We start from the raw sequence: 18858 nt of genomic DNA, 5'->3' as shown, positions 1-18858 counted from the left end.
CGGGGCGGTGCTTGCCTTCACCCACGGCCGAACCAAACATCCCTTTTGTCGCTGCTGCGCACCGAAGGGACACCGATGAGAGCTCCCGCCCTCTTCACGGCCGCCGGATCCTTGCTCCTGACCACGCTCGCCGCCGCACCGGCCGGGGGCGCTCCGGCCGCCCCGGGCGCGGCGGAACTGCACGGCACCGCGGTCGCCGCTGCGCGCGCCGGGGCGGCCGGCGTCCGCTTCGGCGCCTGCCCCGCGGTGGAGGACCTGCCCGAGGACGTCCGGTGCGGCACGGTGTCCGTCCCCCTCGACTACGCGCGTCCCGACGGCCGGCAGATCAAACTGACCGTCAGCCGGGTGCGTGCCACCCAGCAGGACCCGCGCAACAGCAAGCGCCGGGTACCCCGGCAGGGCGCCCTGGTCTTCAACCCCGGCGGCCCCGGCGCCTCCGGCATGTACTTCCCGCTGGTCGGCGCGCTCCCCGAGTGGAAGGGGCTCGCCGCGGCCTACGACCTGGTCGGCTACGCCCCGCGCGGGGTCGGCCGTTCGGCGCCGCTGTCCTGCACGGACCCGAAGCACTACTTCAAGGCGCCCACGCAGGCGCCGACGCACCCCTCGGAGTCGTACAAGAAGGAACGCATCGCGCAGGCGAAGGCGTACGCGCGCGGATGCGCGCAACGGACGGGCGCGGCCCTGCGGTACTACACCTCCCTGAACAACGCCCGGGACCTCGATGTCCTGCGGGCCGCGCTGGGCGAGCAGAGGCTGACGTTCATGGGGGCGTCGTACGGGACCTACTTCGGCGCGCTGTACGCGACGCTGTTTCCCTCACATGTGCGGCGGATGGTGTTCGACGCGGCGGTGGACCCGGATCCGGAGCAGGTCTGGTACCGCAACAACCTTGACCAGTCGGCCGCCTTCGAGGGCCGCTGGGCGGACTTCCGGGAGTGGGTCGCCCGGCACGACGACGTGTACGGGCTCGGGGCCACGGCCGACGAGGTGCTGCGCAGCTACGAGAAGGCGGCGGCGCGGCTGGCCGCCGAGCCGGCCGGCGGGAAGGTCGGGCCGGGGCAGCTCCAGGGGGCGTTCCTGTCGGCCGGGTACTACGACGACTTCTGGCCGCACCGGGCACAGGCCCTGTCGGCGTATCTCAAGGGCGACCCGAAGCCGCTGATCCAGCAGGCGGGGCCGCATCAGGAGGCGGCGAAGGAGGCGGAGAACTCGAGCGCGGTCTACACGGCCGTCGAGTGCAACGACGCGCCCTGGCCGACGGAGTGGAAGGTGTGGGACCGGGACAACACCCGGCTGGCGCGGGTGGCGCCGTTCGAGACCTGGGACAACGTGTGGACGAACCTGCCCTGCGCGTACTGGCCGGCGCCGCGTCAGCAGGCCCTGGACGTGCGGACCGGGCCCGGTGAGGTGCCGCCCACGCTGATCCTGGCGGCCGAGCGGGACGCGGCGACTCCGTACGACGGTGCGCTGGCACTGCACCGGCGGCTGTCCGGCTCGGTGCTGGTGACCGAGCGGGACGCGGGCACGCACGGCATCGCGGGCGGCCCGAACCCGTGCGTCAACGGATACCTGGACGCCTATCTGCTGGAGGGCCGCCTCCCGGTGCGGCGCGCGGCGTGCTCGCCGCACCCCGAGCCGGAACCGAAGCCGGTGGCCGGCCTCCGGAAGGCGGCCGGCACACCGGTTCGCTGATCAGGCGAGGCCCGCCACGAGGTCGCCGATGTCCTTGCGGCGGCCCGTGTAGAACGGGACCTCCTCGCGGACGTGCATGCGGGCCTCGGAGGCGCGCAGGTGGCGCATGAGGTCGACGATGCGGTACAGCTCGTCGGCCTCGAACGCCAGGATCCACTCGTAGTCGCCCAGGGAGAAGGAGGCGACGGTGTTGGCGCGGACGTCCGGGTAGCCGCGGGCCATCTTGCCGTGGTCGGCGAGCATGCGGCGGCGGTCCTCGTCGGGCAGGAGGTACCAGTCGTAGGACCGCACGAACGGGTACACGCTGACGTAGTCGCGCGCGTGCTCGTCCGCCAGGAACGCCGGGATGTGCGAGCGGTTGAACTCGGCGGGGCGGTGCAGCGCCATGTTCGACCAGACCGGCTCGAGGGCGCGGCCCAGCTTCGTGCGGCGGAAGAGGTTGTACGCCTCCTGCAGCTGGTCGCTGGTCTCCGCGTGCCACCAGATCATGACGTCGGCGTCGGCGCGCAGCCCGGACACGTCGTAGGTGCCGCGGATCGTGACGTCCTTGGCGGCGAGCTGGTCGAACAGCTCCTGGACCTCGTCGGCGAAGCCGGTGCGGTCCTCGGGCAGTACGTCCTTCAGCTTGAAGACGGACCAGAGCGTGTAACGGATGACCTCGTTGAGGTCCTTGGCCAGCTTGCCCTTGTTCGGGACCCTGCCGGACTCGGGGGTGGGGGCGTCGTTGCTCATGGGTCTCATTCTCCCGCTCCGCCATGGAGACTCTGCACCGGGTTGGCCGTGAGCTCGCGTACGGCGGTCAGGTCGCCCTGGATCTGGTCCACGGCCGCGTATGCGCTCGCGATGCAGGCCGGGATGCCGACGCCGTCGTACTGCGCGCCGCACACCGCGAGGCCCGGGAGCTTGGCGACGTGCTCACGGATACGGGCCACGCGCGCGTGGTGGCCGACGGGGTACTGGGGCAGGCCGTGGGTCCAGCGGGTGACGCGGGTTTCGAGCGGGGTGGCGTCCAGACCGGTGGCCGCTTCCAGGTCGTGGCGGGAGACGTCCACCAGGTCGGTGTCGGCGCGCTCCAGGATCTTCGTCTCGCCGTAGCGGCCGACGGAGGTGCGCACGACGACCACGTCCGGGTTCTCGTCGGCGATCCAGTCCCACTTCTGGGAGGCGAAGGTGGACGCCTTGATGGTGCGGCCGTCGACCGGCGGGACGAGGAAGCCGCTGCCCGCCGGCAGGGCGGTGTCGGAGCGCCGGTAGGCGAGCGTGACCAGGGCCATGGAGGCGTACTCGACGGTGTCGAGCTCGCTGGCGGCCTCGGGGGCCTCGGCGCGCAGCAGACCCGCGGCGGCCGGCGCGGGGACGGCGACGATCACGGCGTCGGCGTGCAGAACGCGGTCCCCGGTGACGACCTTCCAGCCGCCGGAGGGCTCGCGGCGCAGCTCGGTCACCGGGGCGCCGGTGACGATGTCGCCGCCGCGCGCGCGAACCGCGTCGGCGACGGCGAGCGGGAGGGTGCCCACGCCGCCCTCGATGCCCATGAACACGGGGCCGGTCTGCTGGTTGGCGGCCATCCTCGCCTGGATCTCGCGGACGCCCTCGGTGAGCGAGGTGTGGGTTTTGGCGGCCTGGAAGAGCTGCGGGACCGCCGAGCGCATCGAGATGCGGTACGCGTCGCCCGCGTAGACGCCCCCGAGGAGGGGTTCGACGAGGCGGTCGACGACCTCGCGGCCCAGGCGCGCCGCCACGTACTCACCGACCGCCACGTCGTCGCCGACCTCCGTGCGGGGCAGCTCGGCGTCCTGCTCGATACGGGCGAGGCCCTCGTCGGAGAGCACGCCCGCGAGGGCGTCGGCGGTGCCGGGGACGCCCATGACGTGGCCCTTGGGCATCGGGCGCAGGGCGCCGCGGGTCCAGATCGACGCGGTCGCGGTGGCGGGCGGCTGGAGGCGCTCGTCGAGGCCCACCTCGCGCGCGAGGGCCACCGCCTCCGGCCTGCGGGCCAGCATCGACTCGGCGCCCAGGTCCACGCGCGCGCCCGCGATCTCACCGGGCAGCAGCTTGCCGCCGACACGGTCCGACGCCTCGAGCACGGTGACGTGCGCACCGCGCTGCGACAGCCGGTGGGCCGCGGCCAGTCCCGCGATGCCGGCTCCGATGACGACGACCTGTGATCCGCTCATGGCCCCAGCCTCTCAGACCCCACTGACAGTCCACCGGCGGCCCGGTGTCCTGCACGAGTCCTGACCGTGACCGCATCGGGACCGCCGGAGTCCAACGTTCGCACCCACTCCGGCGTCGAAGGAGCGTCAGTTGTTCACGACCCTCGGGGGGACGCCCGCATGCGCACATCACGATCACGACGTTCCGTACGGCCCGCGCGGGCCCTGGCCGGCCTCGTGCTCGCCGCGGGCCTCGCCCTGACCGGGTGCAGCGGAGGCGCCGACAGCAGCGACGGCGGCAGTGCCCTGTCCGACGACAAGGCGGCGCAGAGTCAGGCGGAGGGCGCGGCCGGCGACGCCGGTCGCGCGGGCGGCAAACAGGCCTCCCAGGCGCCCGCTCCCGCCGCGAACCACATCATCCGCACCGCCACGCTGACCGTGCAGGTCAAGAACGTGCCGAAGGCCCTCACCGCGGCCCGGACCACCACCGAGGACGCGGGCGGGTTCGTCGGCAAGGAGTCCACCTCCCGGGACGAGGAGGGCCAGGAGCAGACGGAGGTCGTGCTGCGGGTGCCCGTCGAGAAGTACGACGAGGTCCTTGCCGACCTGGAGGGTTCGGGCAAGCTCCTGGAGCGCACCGCGAACGCGCAGGACGTCACCGACCAGGTCGTCGACGTGCAGAGCCGGATCGCGACGCAGCGCGCGAGTGTGGCGCGGATCCGGGAGCTGATGGACAAGGCGACCGTGCTGAGCGACGTGGTGACCCTGGAGGGCGAACTGAGCTCCCGCCAGGCCGACCTGGAGTCGCTGCTGGCCCGCCAGGCGTCCCTGAAGGACCGCACGACCCTGGCCACCATCACCCTGTCCCTGTCCGAGAAGCCCGTCGTCGTGGCCGAGGAGGACGACGACCCCGGCGTCGTCGACGCGCTGGCGGGCGGCTGGGACGCGTTCGTGACCATGCTGCGCTGGATCGTGGTGGCGCTGGCCGCGGTGCTGCCGTTCCTGCTGGGGATCGCGTTGCTCGTGCTGGTGTGGCTGCGGCTGGTCCGGCCCCGGCTGCCTCGCCGGCCGGCCCCCGCGGCCGCCTCGACCGCCCTGGGCCCACTGCCCATGGCACGTCCCGTACCGGACCCGGAACGGGAGCAGGAGCGGGGCGGCCAGGACTGAAATGCCCCGCCCTCGTAGCGTGTTCGCATGAACATGAGCCGTACGCGGGACACGAGGGAACGTCTGGTAGTGATCGGCGGCGACGCCGCGGGGATGTCCGCGGCGTCGCAGGCACGCCGGATGAGGGGCCCCGGCGAACTGGAGATCGTGGCGTTCGAGCGGGGTCACTTCACCTCCTACTCGGCGTGCGGCATCCCGTACTGGGTGGGTGGGGACGTCGCCGGGCCGGACCAGCTGATCGCCCGTACGCCCGAGGAGCACCGGTCCCGCGGCATCGATCTGCGCATGCGCACCGAGGTCACGGAGATCGACGCCGACCGGCAGCGGGTACGCGCGCGTGACCTCGACTCCGGGGCCGAGTCCTGGACGTCGTACGACCAACTCGTGATCGCGACCGGCGCGCGCCCGATCCGCCCGGACATGCCGGGTGTCGACGCACCCGGCGTCCACGGGGTGCAGACCCTCGACGACGGCCAGGCGCTCATCGACACGCTGGCACACACGCGTGGCCGCAAGGCGGTGGTGGTGGGCGCCGGTTACATCGGCGTGGAGATGGCCGAGGCCCTGATCAACCGCGACTACGAGGTGACGGTCCTCAACCGCGGCAGCGAGCCCATGTCCACGCTCGACCCGGACATGGGCCGTCTGGTGCACGAGGCCATGGAGGGCCTGGGCATCACCATGGTCAACGACACCGAGGTGACCAAGATCCTCACGGGCGAGGACGGCCGGGTCCGCGCGGTGGCCACGCAGGACGCGGAGTATCCGGCGGACGTGGTGGTGCTCGGCATCGGCGTGCGCCCGGAGACGACGCTCGCCGAGGCGGCCGGTCTGCCGCTGGGCACCCACGGCGGCCTGCTCACGGACCTCGCGATGCGGGTGCGCGGTCACGAGAACATCTGGGCGGGCGGCGACTGCGTGGAGGTCCTCGACCTGGTCTCCGGGCAGGAGCGCCACATCGCGCTCGGCACCCACGCCAACAAGCACGGCCAGGTCATCGGCACGGGCGTCGGCGGCGGTTACGCCACCTTCCCCGGGGTCGTCGGCACGGCGGTCAGCAAGGTCTGCGACCTGGAGATCGCCCGCACCGGGCTGCGGGAGAAGGACGCGCGTCGGGTGGGCCTGCAGTTCGTGTCGGTCACGATCGAGTCCACCAGCCGGGCCGGCTACTACCCGGGCGCCTCCCCCATGACGGTGAAGATGCTCGCCGAGCGCCGCACGGGGCGGCTGCTCGGCGTGCAGATCGTCGGGAGAGAGGGCGCGGGCAAGCGGGTCGACGTCGCCGCGGTGGCGCTGACGGCGGGGATGACGGTGGAGCGGATGACGGCCCTGGACCTGGGGTACGCGCCGCCGTTCAGCCCGGTGTGGGATCCGGTACTGGTGGCGGCCAGGAAGGCCGTCGCGAAGGTGCGGGGCTCCTGAGGGCCGGTGCCTGTCCTTCGGATCGGGTCGGCCCGCAGGGACGGCCCCTGCCGGCCGGGGTGAGCGGCGTCTGGTGCGTGCGGCCGCGAGGCGGAGGAGGGCGGCGACGCGGAGCACCGGCAACCGACGACAACACGGCCCGGCCCCCGCCTTTCGGGCAGTGACGAGTGCGTGCCGGCCCCCGCGACGCCGGCCTGATCCGAAAGACGGGCCCTACGCCGTCCCGTTGATCCGCTCGATGGCCTGGCGGGCCTGGTCGGCCGGCGGGCGGGGCGGCAGCGCCGAGACGGAGGCGCTGGTGCTGGCGGGCATCGCGGACGGCTGCTCACCCGCCGGCTTGGCGTGCGCCGCGGACCGGGTGGACCTGAGCCGGTTGCTCACCGCCTCGTCGAGCGTCACCGGCCGCTGCATCTGGGACGCCAGCCGCCCGGCCTCCTGACCGAGCCTGGCCACGTCCTCCCACGGCAGTCGCACCACCAGGGAGAGTTCGGCTTCACCGTCGGGAAGAGCGTGCATCGGAGGAGTAATACGGTCGTTCATCGCTGTTCCTCACGTAGTCCCCGCGGCCCGCCTTCCCCGTGCCGCGGGCGGTTGAGGAGACATACGCACGCGTGCGTGCGGGTGTTCACCGAAGCGGCACCGATTCGCCGGGCCCATCGCGGGCAGTACTTCCTTGTGGTCATCCCCGTCCATGATGTGAACCCCGTGCGCCGCACCACCGTGGTGACGTACGCGCTCATCGCCGCGAACGTCCTCGTGTTCCTGTACACGCCCGGCCTGGCCGGCTCGGTGGCGGGCGACAGCAGCGTGTCGCAGCTGTGCCACCTCCAGGCGTTCCTGGACCACTGGGCGGCGATCCCACAGGAGTTGATCCACCATCAGATGCCGCACCTCGTCCCCACGGGCGACGTCGGCACCAACGCGCAGGGCGCGACGGGCTGTGTGGTGGCCCCGCCGGACTACGACAAGTCCCCCGCCCTGTCGGTCCTGACGGCGATGTTCCTGCACGGCGGCTGGCTGCACCTGCTGGGCAACATGCTGTTCCTGCTGATCTTCGGCAACAACGTCGAGGACCGCATGGGGCATGTGCGCTTCGCGCTGTTCTACGTCGTCTGCGGCTACGCGGCCTCGTACGGCTTCGCGCTCCTCAACGCCGACTCGGCCGACCCGCTGATCGGCGCCTCGGGGGCCATCGCCGGGGTCCTGGGCGCCTACCTGGTGCTGTATCCGAAGGCCAGGGTGTGGGTCCTGGTGCCGTTCCTGGTGTTCCTGCCGCTCAGACTGCCGGCCTGGCTGGTGCTGGGCTTCTGGTTCGTGCTCCAGGCGGTGTACTCGTCCGGCGAGGGCGTCTCCGCGGCGGGCACGGTCGCGTACGCGGCGCACGTCGTGGGCTTCCTCGTCGGGATGCTGCTCGCCTGGCCGCTCAAGCCGGGCACTCCCCCGCCGCCGGAACCGCGCGGCCTTCTGTTCGGCAGGAAGGCGCGGCCCCGGCACACGTGGTGAGGGCTTTTTACCGGGCCGTCTGCGTGTGGACGTACTCCACGAGGCGGGTGAGGGCGTCCGGGTCGGTGGACGGCATGACGCCGTGGCCGAGGTTGAAGACGTGGCCCTCCAGGCCCTCGGCCGAGTCGAGAACCTCGCGGGTCTTGGCCTCGACGGCCTCCGTGGACGCGAACAGGACCGTCGGGTCGAGGTTTCCCTGGAGCGCCTTGCCGGGGCCGACGCGGCGGACGGCCTCGTCGAGCGGGACGCGCCAGTCGACGCCGACGACGTCCGCGCCGGCCTCGCCCATGAGCCCCAGCAGCTCGCCGGTGCCGACACCGAAGTGGATGCGGGGGACGCCGTACCCCGCGACCGCCTCGAAGACCTTCGCGGAGGCGGGCAGCACCGAGCGGCGGTAGTCGACGGGGGCGAGGGCGCCGGCCCACGAGTCGAAGAGCTGGACGGCGGAGGCGCCGGCCTCGATCTGGACCTTCAGGAAGGCGGCCGTGATCTCGGCGAGGCGGTCGAGGAGGTCGGCCCACAGTTCGGGGTCGCCGTACATCATCGACTTGGCGTTCTCGTAGGTGCGGGACGGGCCGCCCTCGACGAGGTAACTCGCGAGGGTGAAAGGCGCGCCGGCGAAACCGATGAGGGGGGTCGGGCCGAGCTCGGCGGTCAGCAGGCCGATGGCCTCGGTGACGTAGGAGACGTCCTCGGGGGTGAGGTCGCGCAGCTGGGCCAGGTCGGGGCGGGTGCGGATCGGGCGCTCGACGACCGGGCCGACGCCGGGCTTGATGTCGAGGTCGATGCCGATGGCCTTGAGCGGGACGACGATGTCGCTGTAGTAGATCGCCGCGTCCACGCCGTGCCGGCGGACCGGCTGGAGGGTGATCTCGGCGACCAGCTCGGGCCGCGTGCAGGACTCGAGCATCGGGATGCCCTCGCGGACCTTGCGGTACTCCGGCAGCGACCGCCCGGCTTGGCGCATGAACCACACCGGGGTGTGCGGCACGGGTTCGCGCCGGCAGGCCTTGAGGAAGGCGGATTCGTACGTGGCTGACGGCGGCGTCTGGTGTGCACTCACATCGGAAAGTCTCGCACGGTGCGGTGAGTGCCGAGTGCGCGGTGTCTGTGTGGGCATGGAGCCGAGTCAGGGTGTCTAGGCCCGCACCACGCCTCGGTTCCCCTTAACCTTCCGGCATGGCTGCGGCACAGGGACGACTGTCGGACGACACGGGCGGAATGGACGACGCGAAGGGGAGTGACCGGGATGGGAGCGGTGCGGCTCCGCCGGCCTTCCAGGCGGCGGTTCAGGCCCTGCGCGGCAGTCGGCTGCGGCCGCAGATCGAGATGGAGCCGACACGGGCCCCTCAGCGACTCGCCCCGCACGCGTACGCGTTGGAGGCGACCGTCGTCGACGGCGACCAGGACCTCGCCGACGGGCGCCTCGTGCTCCTGCACGACCCCGACGGCCACGACGCCTGGCGGGGCACCTTCCGGCTGGTGACGCTGGTGCGCGCGGAGCTGGAGCCGGAGATGGCCGCCGACCCGCTGCTGCCCGAGGTGTGCTGGTCGTGGCTGACCGGCGCGCTCTCGGCGCGCGGGCTGTCGTACGGCGAACCGAGCGGCACCGTCACGCGCGCGAGCTCGCACTACTTCGGTGGTCTGTCCGAGCGCCCCGCGGCCTCGCAGATCGAGATCCGTGCCTCCTGGACGCCTCGTGAGGGCCTGGGCGGGGTGCCGGACACGGCGGGGCACCTCGCCTCCTGGTGCGACCTGCTGGCCCAGGTCGCGGGTCTGCCGCCGGCCGGTCCGGGTGACGCGTCGGTGGTGACCTTGCCACAGCGGCGGGATCCGCAGGCCCGCTGACCACCCGTGCGGAGCATCAATTTGTCGATACGGCCACTTTCAGTCAGGAGTGGTCCCTCGAACGAACCGATATGTTCACCGAACGATCGACCGTACGTCCGAATTGCACTAATTGTTACTCACTAGATCGTGATCATTCCCTAAAGGACGCCGGGTTCGGTGCCGAAGACGTCTGTGACCTTCCAAGCCGTCCCGCACCCCAGGAGGCCCGGTGTCCGTTCTCCTCGAGCAGCCCGCAAGCCTGGTCGCCTACCGCCCCAACAAGCCCACCGCCATGGTGGTCGTGGCCGACCCGCGTGTCCGCTCCACCGTCACCCGTCACCTCTGGGCGCTCGGTGTGCGCGATGTCATCGAGGCCTCGTCCGTGGCGGAGGCTCGTCCCCGCATCGGCAGCCCCAGAGACATCTGCGTCGCCGACGTCCACCTACCCGACGGCTCCGGCCTGACCCTGCTCTCGGAAACCCGCGCCGCGGGCTGGCCCAACGGGCTCGCCCTCTCCGCGGCCGACGACATCGGCGCCGTACGCAACGCCCTCGCGGGCGGCGTCAAGGGCTACGTCGTCACCGGCACCCGTACCAACATCGGGCTCCCCACCCGACCGGGAGCCGCCCCCATCGGCGCCGCCGCCGCCCGTATGCACCGCCGCCCCCCGGGTGCCCCGAGTCACCCGGGCGGCTACCGCGAGCTCTCCGGCCGCGAGGTCGAGGTCCTGCGGCTGGTGGCCGAAGGGCAGTCGAACAAGGCGATCGGCGTCTCGATGGGCCTGTCCGCACTGACCGTCAAGAGCCACCTCGCCCGCATCGCCCGCAAGCTCGGCACGGGAGACCGCGCCGGCATGGTGGCGGTGGCTCTCCGTACCGGCATCATCCACTGAGGCTCTTCGGACCTCACTGTTCACGGACGTGAACCAGGGCTTTCACCGAGCTGACTGGTTTACGACCCTCAGGCGCCTGCCGACGGAACGTTCCGTCGGCAGGCGCTGTCCATACACAGATACCCTTGACATGTGACCGACGCCCAAGAGACCGCAGCAGACGTTTCACTGCGAACCACCGGAGGCGGCCCTCCGGACGATGGCGGATCTTCTGTCGCGGAGGCTCCGATCCCTCTGCTGGAGCCGCGCGAGGGCATTCCGCCCGTGATCGCCGACGAGGAATCGCTCGCCGAGGTGATCGCCGCGTTCGCCGCGGGCTCCGGCCCCGTCGCCGTCGACGCCGAGCGGGCGTCCGGCTACCGCTACGGACAGCGCGCGTATCTCCTGCAGCTGCGCCGCGCGGGGGCGGGGACCGCGCTGATCGACCCCGTGGCCTGCCCCGACCTCTCGGGTCTCGGCGAGGCCCTCTCCGGTGTGGAGTGGGTGCTGCACGCCGCCACGCAGGATCTTCCGTGCCTTCGCGAGATAGGCATGATCCCCTCGCGCCTCTTCGACACCGAGCTGGCCGGCCGGATCGCCGGGTTCCCCCGGGTCGGGCTCGGCGCCATGGTCGAGGGAGTGCTGGGCTTCGTCCTGGAGAAGGGGCACTCGGCCGTCGACTGGTCGACCCGTCCCCTGCCCGAGCCCTGGCTGCGGTACGCCGCCCTCGACGTGGAACTGCTCGTCGATCTGCGGGACGCGCTGGAGAAGGAGCTCGACCGGCAGGGAAAGCTGGAGTGGGCGCTCCAGGAGTTCGACGCGATCGCCTCGGCCCCGCCGGCCGAGCCGCGCAAGGAGCCCTGGCGCCGGACCTCCGGGATGCACAAGGTACGGCGGCGTCGGCAGCTGGCCGTCGTGCGGGAGCTGTGGGAGGCGCGGGACCGGATCGCCCAGCGGCGGGACGTGTCGCCGGGCAAGGTGCTGTCCGACGCGGCGATCGTCGAGGCCGCGCTCTCGCTGCCGGTCAACGTGCACGCGCTCGCCGCGCTGAACGGGTTCGGGCATCGGATGGGGCGGCGGCAGCTGGAGCAGTGGCAGGCGGCCGTCGACCGAGCCAGGGCCCTCGCCGAGGCGCAGCTGCCGCAGCCCGGGCAGCCGGTGACGGGACCGCCGCCGCCGCGGGCCTGGGCCGACAAGGATCCCGCCGCTGCGGCTCGGCTGTCCGCGGCCCGAGCGGCGGTGTCCGCGCTGGCCGAGTCGCTGAACATGCCTCAGGAGAACCTGATCACCCCGGACACGGTGCGGCGGGTGTGCTGGGAGCCGCCGAGTGTGGTCAGTGCGGAGTCGGTGGGAGCCGCGTTGGCTGGTTTCGGGGCTCGGGCCTGGCAGGTCGAGCAGGTTACGCCGGTTCTGGTGGCCGCGTTGTCCGCATAGCCGCCGTAGGGGTTCTGCGACGTACGGCGGCTGCGGGTTGTCCGTGGTTGCTCGCGCCCACGCGGCGGTAGCCGCACATCCCACACAGCCCCGCGCCCCTGGACGGGCGCTTACCTGGTCGCGCCCCTCATGAAGCCGTTGTAGATGAAGCGCTGCAACGACAGGAAGACGATCAGCGTGGGCAGGATCACCAGGACCGCTCCCGCCGAGATCACCTCCCAGTGGGCCGCGTACGGACCCTTGAAGCGGAACAGCGACGTCGAGATCACGCCAAGATCTTCCGAGGGCATGTAGAGGAACGGGATGTAGAAGTCGTTGTAGACGGTGATGCCCTTCACGATCACCACGGTCGCCGTCGCCGGCTTCAGCAGCGGAAAGATGATCTTCCGGTAGATCGTGAAGGCGTTGGCGCCGTCCAGACGGGCCGATTCGTCCAGGGAGATCGGGATCGAGCGGACGAACTGCAGGAAGATGTAGATCGAGACGATGTCCGTGCCCATGTAGAGGACGATCGGCGCCCACAGGGAGTCGAACATGCCGAAGCTGTTGACGATCTGGAACGTGGCCACCTGGGTGGTGACGCCGGGGACCAGCGCGGCCGTCAGGAAGAGCGCCACCACCAGCTTCTTGAAGCGGAAGGTGAAGCGGTCGATGGCGTAGGCCGTCATCGAGCCGATGAGGACCGTGCCGCCGACCGAGACCAGCAGGATGATCGCCGTGTTGGCGAAGGCGGAGAGCATCCCGCCGTCCTGGAAGGCCGCCACGTAGTTGTGGAAGTTCAGCGGGTCGTCCGGGAGGTCGAGGGCGCCGCTCGTGTTCGCCATCTCCTTCTCCGACTTGAGGGAGGTGAGCAGGACGACCACAAGCGGGAGCAGGACGACCACCGTCGCGGCGATCAGCGACAGCTGGACCAGGGCGCGGGCGATCGTACGGCGGGTCATACGAGGTCCACCTTGTCGTCGGGGACCAGGCGCCGCTGCACCCAGGTCACCAGCAGGATGATCAGCAGGAGGACGACGGCGGCCGCCGAGGCCAGGCCCGTCTTGTTGAAGCGGAAGGCCAGGTTGACCGTCTGGATCACGAAGGTCTCGGTGCCGGTCGCGCCGCCGGTCATGATGTACGGGATCTCGAAGACCGAGAGCGAGCCGGAGATCGAGAGGATCACGGTCAGCGTCAGGACCGGTTTGATGCCCGGCGCGATGATGTAGCGGAACTGGTGCCAGCGGTTGGCGCCGTCCAGCTCGGCGGCCTCGTACAGCTCCCCCGGGATCGACTGGATCGCGCCCAGGAAGAGGACGAAGTTCAGGCCCAGGTAGCGCCAGACCGAGACGCCGGCGAGCGAGGTGTTCGCGGAGGCCGGGGTGCCGAGCCAGGCGTGGTCGGTGTGCACGCCGAACAGGCTCAGCACCGAGTCGAGGGTGCCGCCGTCCTGGAAGAAGTACAGGAACACGAAGCCGATGGCGACCCCGTTGATCAGGTACGGGAAGAAGAGCACGCCCTTGAAGAAGTTCCGGAAGCGGACGTTGAAGCTCAGGACCGTCGCGAAGTAGAGCGCGAGGACGATCTGGACCGCGGAGGCGGCGAGGTAGTAGCCACTGACCCAGAAGACCTCGAAGAGATCCGGGCGGGTGAAGACCTCCTGGTAGTTCTCCGCGCCCGTGTAGTGCAGTACGGGGCTGACGCCGTCCCAGTCGGTGAAGCTGTAGGCGAGCATGTTGACGATCGGCGCGTACGTGAAGGTGATCAGCAGGGCGAGCGGGGCGATCAGGAACAGCCAGGGGGTGACGCCCCGCCAGGTACGAGTCCGGCGCGAGGCGGGCGCCGGGACGGGGGCGGCCGGGGTCACCTCCACGGCCGCCTTCTGTGTCGTGTCCGTCATCAGGACCCCAGGTTCTTCTGGGCGTCCGTCCAGCGCTTGCCGAGGTCGTCGAGGAAGCCGTCCAGGCTGCCCTTGCGGGCTCCGCGGGCGAGGTCGACGAGGTTCTGGCGGTACTCGGGGGCGTAGATGCCCACCTCCGAGTCGCTGTCGATCTGCTTGACCCGGGCGCCCTGGGCGTCGTCGACCTCGATGAGCTTGACGCCCTGCTCCTCGTACGGCTTGAGGACCGCGGGCATGGAGGCGTTCTTCAGCGGCGAGATGGCCAGGTTGTCCTGCCCGTACGTCGACTTGTCGGTGAACCAGTCGATCCAGGCGCGGGCGGCCTCCTTGTACTTCGAGTGGACGTTGACGGCCTGGTTGTAGTCGGGTGCGACGGTCGCGCAGAACTTGCCGTCGGTCTGCGAGGGGAAGGGCATGAAGCCGATGTCGTCGGGGTTCACCCCGGCCTTCTTGGCGGCGTCCTGGAACTGCACGATCGCCCAGGTGCCGAGCCACTGCGTGGCGATCTCGCCCTTGGCGGTGCGGGGCTTGGACTCCTCCCAGTTACTGGTGGTGGGGTCCTTCTCGATCAGGCCGGCCTTCACGATGTCGTGGAGCAGGGTGTCACCGACGCGCAGGTCGGCGCCCTTCGCCCACGGGTCGCCCTCGGCGAGCTTGGTGGTGGCCTGCGGGTCGCAGTGGACGGCGCCGTCGACGTACGTCCACGAGGTGAGCGTCCAGCCGGCCGCGAAGTTGGTGTAGTACGGGATCGCGTCGGTCTTGGCCTTGATGGCCTTGAGGTCCTTGATGAACTCGGCCGGGGTGGTGGGCCATGCGGTGACCCCGGCCTCCTTCCAGATCCGCTTGTTGTAGACGAACCCGGGGGCCACACCGATCGGGCTCTGCCCGTAGACCTTGCCGTCGACGGTGGTGTAGTCGGTGAAGCGGTACTTCTTGGCGCGCTCGGCCTGGGTGCCCAGCGAGGCGAAGAACCTCGGGTAGTCGGCCTTCTTGATGACCGCGGGGATCAGCAGGACGTCACCGTAGTTCTCGGTGTTCATCCGGATCTTGACCTCGGCCTCGTAGTTCGTGAGGGCCTCGAACTCGACCTTGACCTTGGGGTACGTCTTGTTGAACTCGGCGGCGTACTTCTTCATCGTGCCGTCCTGCACGAGGTCGGTGCGGACGGTGAGGACCTTGATGGTTCCGGAGACCTTTGACGGATCGTCAGGAGCCTTGGCGTCGGCCCCCTTCGACGATCCGCCGGTGCCGGTGCACCCCGGGATCAGCAGGGCGGCTCCCACGGCCAGGGCCAGGGCTGTACGGCGGTTCATGTGCATCAGCTCCGTTCACGGGACGGACGAGCACGAGCGGGTTGGCTGGTTCGGTACTCTGACAACGTTTTCTTAACCGGTAAAGTCCCTATCTCGCCAACGCTGCCGAAAAGCTTTCGAACCACTGGACTTGATCGGTTTAGGGAGTGTGCGTACATGCTTCAGGCCACACCGCTCACCGACGGATGGATCCTGCGGCACGAGGGAGAGGCGCTGCCGGCCGTAGTGCCGGGCTGTGTACACACCGATCTGCTGGCCGCCGGGGTGATCCCGGACCCCTTTCTCGGGCGCAACGAGACCGAGGTGGCGTGGGTGGGGCAGCGGGAGTGGACCTACGAGACCGACCTCGCTCCGGTGAACGGGCACGAGCAGACCGACCTCGTCTTCGACGGTCTGGACACGGTGGCCGAGATCCTGCTGGACGGCCAACTCCTGGGCCGGACAAGGAACATGCACCGCTCGTACCGCTTCGACGTGACCGGTATGGCCGGACGGCTGAGCGTGCGGTTCGTCTCCGCGTACGCCGAGGCCGAGGCGGTACGCGGGAAGCTGGGCGAGCGGCCCGCCGCGTATGCCGAGCCCTACCAGTACATCCGCAAGATGGCCTGCTCGTTCGGCTGGGACTGGGGGCCCACGCTGGTGACGGCCGGGATCTGGCGGCCGGTGCGGCTGGAGCGGTGGTCGACGGCCCGCATCGCCCGGGTGCGGCCGCTGGTGACCGTCGAACAGGGCGTGGGTGTCGTGGAGTTGGCGGTCGACGTGGAGCGGGCCAGGGTCGAGGCGCCGCTGACGGTGGAGGCTTCCGTGGGCGGGGTCCGGGCCCGCGCCGCGGTCGAGGGGACCTCGGGGGCCGTGCGCCTGGAGGTGCCGGACGCACGGCTGTGGTGGCCGCGTGGTTACGGTGAACAGTCGTTGTACGACGTCGAGTTGACGCTGCTGCACGAGGACCGGCCGCTGGACGCGTGGCGGCGCCGGGTGGGCTTTCGGACCGTCGAGCTGGACCGGGCGGCCGATGAGCACGGCACGGGGTTCACGTTCGTCCTGAACGGCGAGCGGCTCTTCGCGCGCGGCGTGAACTGGATCCCGGACGACGTGTTCCCCTCCCGGATCACCCGGGAGCGGTACCTGAAGCGGCTCGGGCAGGCGGCCGACGCGGGTGTCGATCTCGTACGGATCTGGGGCGGCGGGATCTACGAGAGCGAGGACTTCTACGACACCTGCGACGAGTTGGGGCTGCTGGTATGGCAGGACTTCCCGTTCGCGTGCGCGGCCTATCCCGAGGAGCAGCCACTGCGGGGCGAGGTGGAGGCGGAGGCCCGGGAGAACGTCGTACGGCTGATGCCGCATCCCTCGCTCGTGCTGTGGAACGGCAACAACGAGAACCTGTGGGGCTTTAGGGACTGGGGGTGGGAGGCGCGGCTCGCCGGGGACTCCTGGGGGGAGGGGTACTACCTGGGCCTACTGCCGCGGGTGGTGGCCGAGTTGGATCCGACGCGTCCGTACACGGCGGGCAGTCCCTGGTCGGGGTCGTGGGAGCACCATCCGAACGACCCGGCGCACGGGACGCACCACTCGTGGGAGGTGTGGAACCGTCTGGACTACGCCGGGTACCGCGCCGATGTCCCGCGGTTCGTGGCCGAGTTCGGCTGGCAGGCACCCCCCGCGTACGCCACGCTCGCGCGTGCGCTGCCCGGGGAGGAGCTCGCGGCGGGCTCCCCCGGGGTGCTGGCCCACCAGAAGGCGGACGACGGGAACGGCAAGCTGCGGCGGGGCCTGGAGCGCCATTTCGCCTTCCCTGAGGGGGACTTCGACCGCTGGCACTACCTCATGCAGGTCAACCAGGCGCGGGCCGTGGCCGCCGGGATCGAGCACTGGCGGTCGCACTGGCCGGTGTGTGCGGGGACGGTGGTGTGGCAGCTCAACGACTGCTGGCCGGTGACTTCGTGGTCGGCTGTGGACGGGGACGGCCGGGAGAAACCGCTCTATCACGAGCTGCGGCGACTGTACGCGGACCGGCTGCTGACGGTTCAGAAGCGGGAGCGGGGGCTGGAGCTGGCGGCGGTCAACCAGGCGGGCGAGCCGTGGGCGGGGGTGCTGCGGCTGCGGCGGATGTCGGTGGACGGCGACGTGATCGACGAGGCCGAGGTGGGCTTTCGCACGAACCGGCGGGCGGTCACGGAGGTGTCGGTACCGGCGGAGGTGGTGCCGGTGGGAGCGAAGGAGTTCCTGGTGGCCGACGCGGACGGACTGCGGGCCCTGTACTTTCCCTCGCCCGACCGGGAAATCCCCTACCCCCGGCCCGAGTTCGACGTGTCCGTGGCGCCGGGGGCCGTGACGGTGACCGCCCGCACCCTCGTACGGGATCTGTTGCTCCAGGCGGACCGGCTGGATCCGGCGGCGCGGGCCGATCGGGGGCTGGCGACGCTGTTGCCCGGGGAGCGGGTGACCATCGGGGTGAGCGGCTGGGAGACTCCCGATGCGGATGCCGCCCGGTCCGCCCTGTACTGCCTGGAGCCCAGCCGATGACAGCCCAGCCGGCCTCTCGCGTCACCATCAAGGACGTCGCCGCGCGCGCCGGGGTGTCCAAGGGGGCCGTGTCGCTCGCCTTCAACCACAAGCCGGGGCTGTCGGAGGCGACCCGGGACCGGATCTTCGCGGCCGCGCGGGAGCTGGGCTGGGCGCCGAACCTCACGGCGCGGACGCTGGCCGGCTCGCGGGTGGACGTCGTAGGGCTCGCGATCTGCCGGCCGGCCCGGCTGCTGGGGCTCGAACCCTTCTACATGGAGTTCGTGTCGGGCGTGGAGAGCGTGCTGATCGAGCGGAACTGCGCGCTGCTGCTGCGGCTCGTGCGAAACGTGGAGGAGGAGGTCGGGCTCCAGGAGTCCTGGTGGCGGGGCCGGCAGGTCGGGGGCTCGATCCTGGTCGACTTCCGGGCCGACGACCCGCGCGTCGCGGCGGCGGAACGGCTGGGGATGCCGGTGGTGGCCGTAGGACATCCGTCGTTCACCAGCGGCCTCACCTCCGTGTGGACGGACGACGCCACCGCGGTGACGGAGGCCGTGCGGTATCTGGCGGCGCTGGGGCATCGGCGGATCGCCCGGGTGGGGGGTGCGGCGGCGCTCGGGCACACGGCGATGCGGACGGCCGCGTTCGACGACGCGGCGCGGGGGCTCGGCCTCGCGGGGGCCTGGCAGGTGACCACCGACTACTCGGGAGAGGCCGGAGGGCGGGCCACCCGGTCCCTGCTGACCGCCCCGCCGGCGGACCGGCCGACGGCGATCGTCTACGACAACGACATCATGGCGGTCGCCGGGCTGTCGGTCGCGGCGGAGATGGGGCTGCACGTCCCCCGCGACGTCTCCCTGCTCGCCTGGGACGACTCCCAGCTGTGCCGGCTCACCCATCCCACGCTCTCCGCGATGAGCCATGACGTGCACGGCTTCGGCGCGGAAGCGGCCCGTACGCTGTTCGGGGTGATCACCGGGGAGGGGCCGGGATCGCACCCCGTGCCCACTCCGGTGCTGACACCGAGGGGTTCCACGGCGCCTCCGGCGGTGTGACCTTCGCCGCTCCGGCCTCCAGGGGTGGGCA

General features: G+C 71.1%; 16 protein-coding genes. 9 read left to right on the top strand and 7 right to left on the bottom strand.

Annotation, left to right across the window (positions count from 1 at the left end):
- The first annotated feature begins 75 nt into the window (after nucleotides 1-75).
- The gene (locus ABZT06_RS04830; RefSeq protein WP_355734827.1) at nucleotides 76-1692 is read left to right on the top strand and encodes an alpha/beta hydrolase; all 1617 of its coding nucleotides are present in this window, start codon (nucleotides 76-78) and stop codon (nucleotides 1690-1692) included.
- Here ABZT06_RS04830 and hemQ read toward each other — a convergent pair whose 3' ends face one another.
- A complete protein-coding gene (hemQ, locus tag ABZT06_RS04825; RefSeq protein WP_355734825.1) occupies nucleotides 1693-2424 on the bottom strand; it encodes a hydrogen peroxide-dependent heme synthase in 732 nt (243 codons plus the stop codon).
- A 5-nt stretch (nucleotides 2425-2429) separates the two neighbouring features.
- On the bottom strand, nucleotides 2430-3869 hold the full coding sequence (gene hemG / locus ABZT06_RS04820; RefSeq protein ID WP_355734822.1) for a protoporphyrinogen oxidase: 1440 nt from the start codon (nucleotides 3867-3869) through the stop codon (nucleotides 2430-2432).
- Nucleotides 3870-4028: 159 nt separating this feature from the next.
- On the opposite strand from hemG, the gene ABZT06_RS04815 reads away from it, so the two are divergent.
- Nucleotides 4029-5015, top strand: coding sequence for a DUF4349 domain-containing protein (locus tag ABZT06_RS04815; RefSeq protein ID WP_355734819.1), 987 nt, complete (start codon nucleotides 4029-4031; stop codon nucleotides 5013-5015).
- 27 nt (nucleotides 5016-5042) lie between these two features.
- A complete protein-coding gene (locus ABZT06_RS04810) occupies nucleotides 5043-6437 on the top strand; it encodes an FAD-dependent oxidoreductase (RefSeq protein WP_355734816.1) in 1395 nt (464 codons plus the stop codon).
- A gap of 213 nt (nucleotides 6438-6650) precedes the next feature.
- Here ABZT06_RS04810 and ABZT06_RS04805 read toward each other — a convergent pair whose 3' ends face one another.
- Nucleotides 6651-6977, bottom strand: a complete 327-nt coding sequence (locus ABZT06_RS04805) for a hypothetical protein (RefSeq protein ID WP_355734813.1) — start codon at nucleotides 6975-6977, stop codon at nucleotides 6651-6653.
- A gap of 135 nt (nucleotides 6978-7112) precedes the next feature.
- Here ABZT06_RS04805 and ABZT06_RS04800 point away from each other — a divergent pair, with 135 nt between their 5' ends.
- A complete protein-coding gene (locus ABZT06_RS04800) occupies nucleotides 7113-7940 on the top strand; it encodes a rhomboid family intramembrane serine protease (RefSeq protein WP_355735537.1) in 828 nt (275 codons plus the stop codon).
- Between the two features lie 7 nt (nucleotides 7941-7947).
- On the opposite strand, the gene hemE is transcribed toward ABZT06_RS04800, so the two are convergent.
- A complete protein-coding gene (gene hemE / locus ABZT06_RS04795; RefSeq protein WP_355734810.1) occupies nucleotides 7948-9003 on the bottom strand; it encodes a uroporphyrinogen decarboxylase in 1056 nt (351 codons plus the stop codon).
- Nucleotides 9004-9119: 116 nt separating this feature from the next.
- On the opposite strand from hemE, the gene ABZT06_RS04790 reads away from it, so the two are divergent.
- The 3 genes from ABZT06_RS04790 (at nucleotide 9120) to ABZT06_RS04780 (ending at nucleotide 12075) form a co-directional block, all read left to right on the top strand.
- Nucleotides 9120-9788, top strand: a complete 669-nt coding sequence (locus tag ABZT06_RS04790) for a DUF3000 domain-containing protein (protein WP_355734807.1) — start codon at nucleotides 9120-9122, stop codon at nucleotides 9786-9788.
- Nucleotides 9789-9999: 211 nt separating this feature from the next.
- On the top strand, nucleotides 10000-10662 hold the full coding sequence (locus ABZT06_RS04785; RefSeq protein WP_355734804.1) for a response regulator transcription factor: 663 nt from the start codon (nucleotides 10000-10002) through the stop codon (nucleotides 10660-10662).
- A 132-nt stretch (nucleotides 10663-10794) separates the two neighbouring features.
- On the top strand, nucleotides 10795-12075 hold the full coding sequence (locus tag ABZT06_RS04780) for a ribonuclease D (RefSeq protein ID WP_355734801.1): 1281 nt from the start codon (nucleotides 10795-10797) through the stop codon (nucleotides 12073-12075).
- 110 nt (nucleotides 12076-12185) lie between these two features.
- Here ABZT06_RS04780 and ABZT06_RS04775 read toward each other — a convergent pair whose 3' ends face one another.
- From ABZT06_RS04775 to ABZT06_RS04765, 3 genes are read right to left on the bottom strand one after another with little or no spacing between them, the layout of a single operon-like run.
- Entirely contained in the window at nucleotides 12186-13016 is an 831-nt protein-coding gene (locus ABZT06_RS04775) for a carbohydrate ABC transporter permease (protein ID WP_355734798.1), read from the bottom strand.
- On the bottom strand, nucleotides 13013-13954 hold the full coding sequence (locus ABZT06_RS04770; protein ID WP_355734795.1) for a sugar ABC transporter permease: 942 nt from the start codon (nucleotides 13952-13954) through the stop codon (nucleotides 13013-13015). Before ABZT06_RS04770 ends, ABZT06_RS04775 begins: the two co-directional genes overlap by 4 nt.
- On the bottom strand, nucleotides 13954-15267 hold the full coding sequence (locus ABZT06_RS04765) for an ABC transporter substrate-binding protein (RefSeq protein WP_355734792.1): 1314 nt from the start codon (nucleotides 15265-15267) through the stop codon (nucleotides 13954-13956). The genes ABZT06_RS04770 and ABZT06_RS04765 overlap by 1 nt, the downstream gene beginning before the upstream one ends.
- 156 nt (nucleotides 15268-15423) lie before the next feature.
- Between ABZT06_RS04765 and ABZT06_RS04760 the strand changes: the two genes are divergently transcribed.
- Entirely contained in the window at nucleotides 15424-17793 is a 2370-nt protein-coding gene (locus ABZT06_RS04760; protein ID WP_355734789.1) for a glycoside hydrolase family 2 protein, read from the top strand.
- On the top strand, nucleotides 17790-18827 hold the full coding sequence (locus ABZT06_RS04755) for a LacI family DNA-binding transcriptional regulator (protein WP_355734786.1): 1038 nt from the start codon (nucleotides 17790-17792) through the stop codon (nucleotides 18825-18827). The genes ABZT06_RS04760 and ABZT06_RS04755 overlap by 4 nt, the downstream gene beginning before the upstream one ends.
- The last annotated feature ends 31 nt before the right edge of the window (nucleotides 18828-18858 follow it).

Origin of the sequence: Streptomyces sp. NPDC005483 (assembly GCF_040606035.1) — a bacterium.
In the GTDB taxonomy this organism is placed as follows: domain Bacteria; phylum Actinomycetota; class Actinomycetes; order Streptomycetales; family Streptomycetaceae; genus Streptomyces.
Note: the sequence above shows the minus strand (reverse complement) of the source record. Positions and strands in the feature narration are given on the sequence as shown.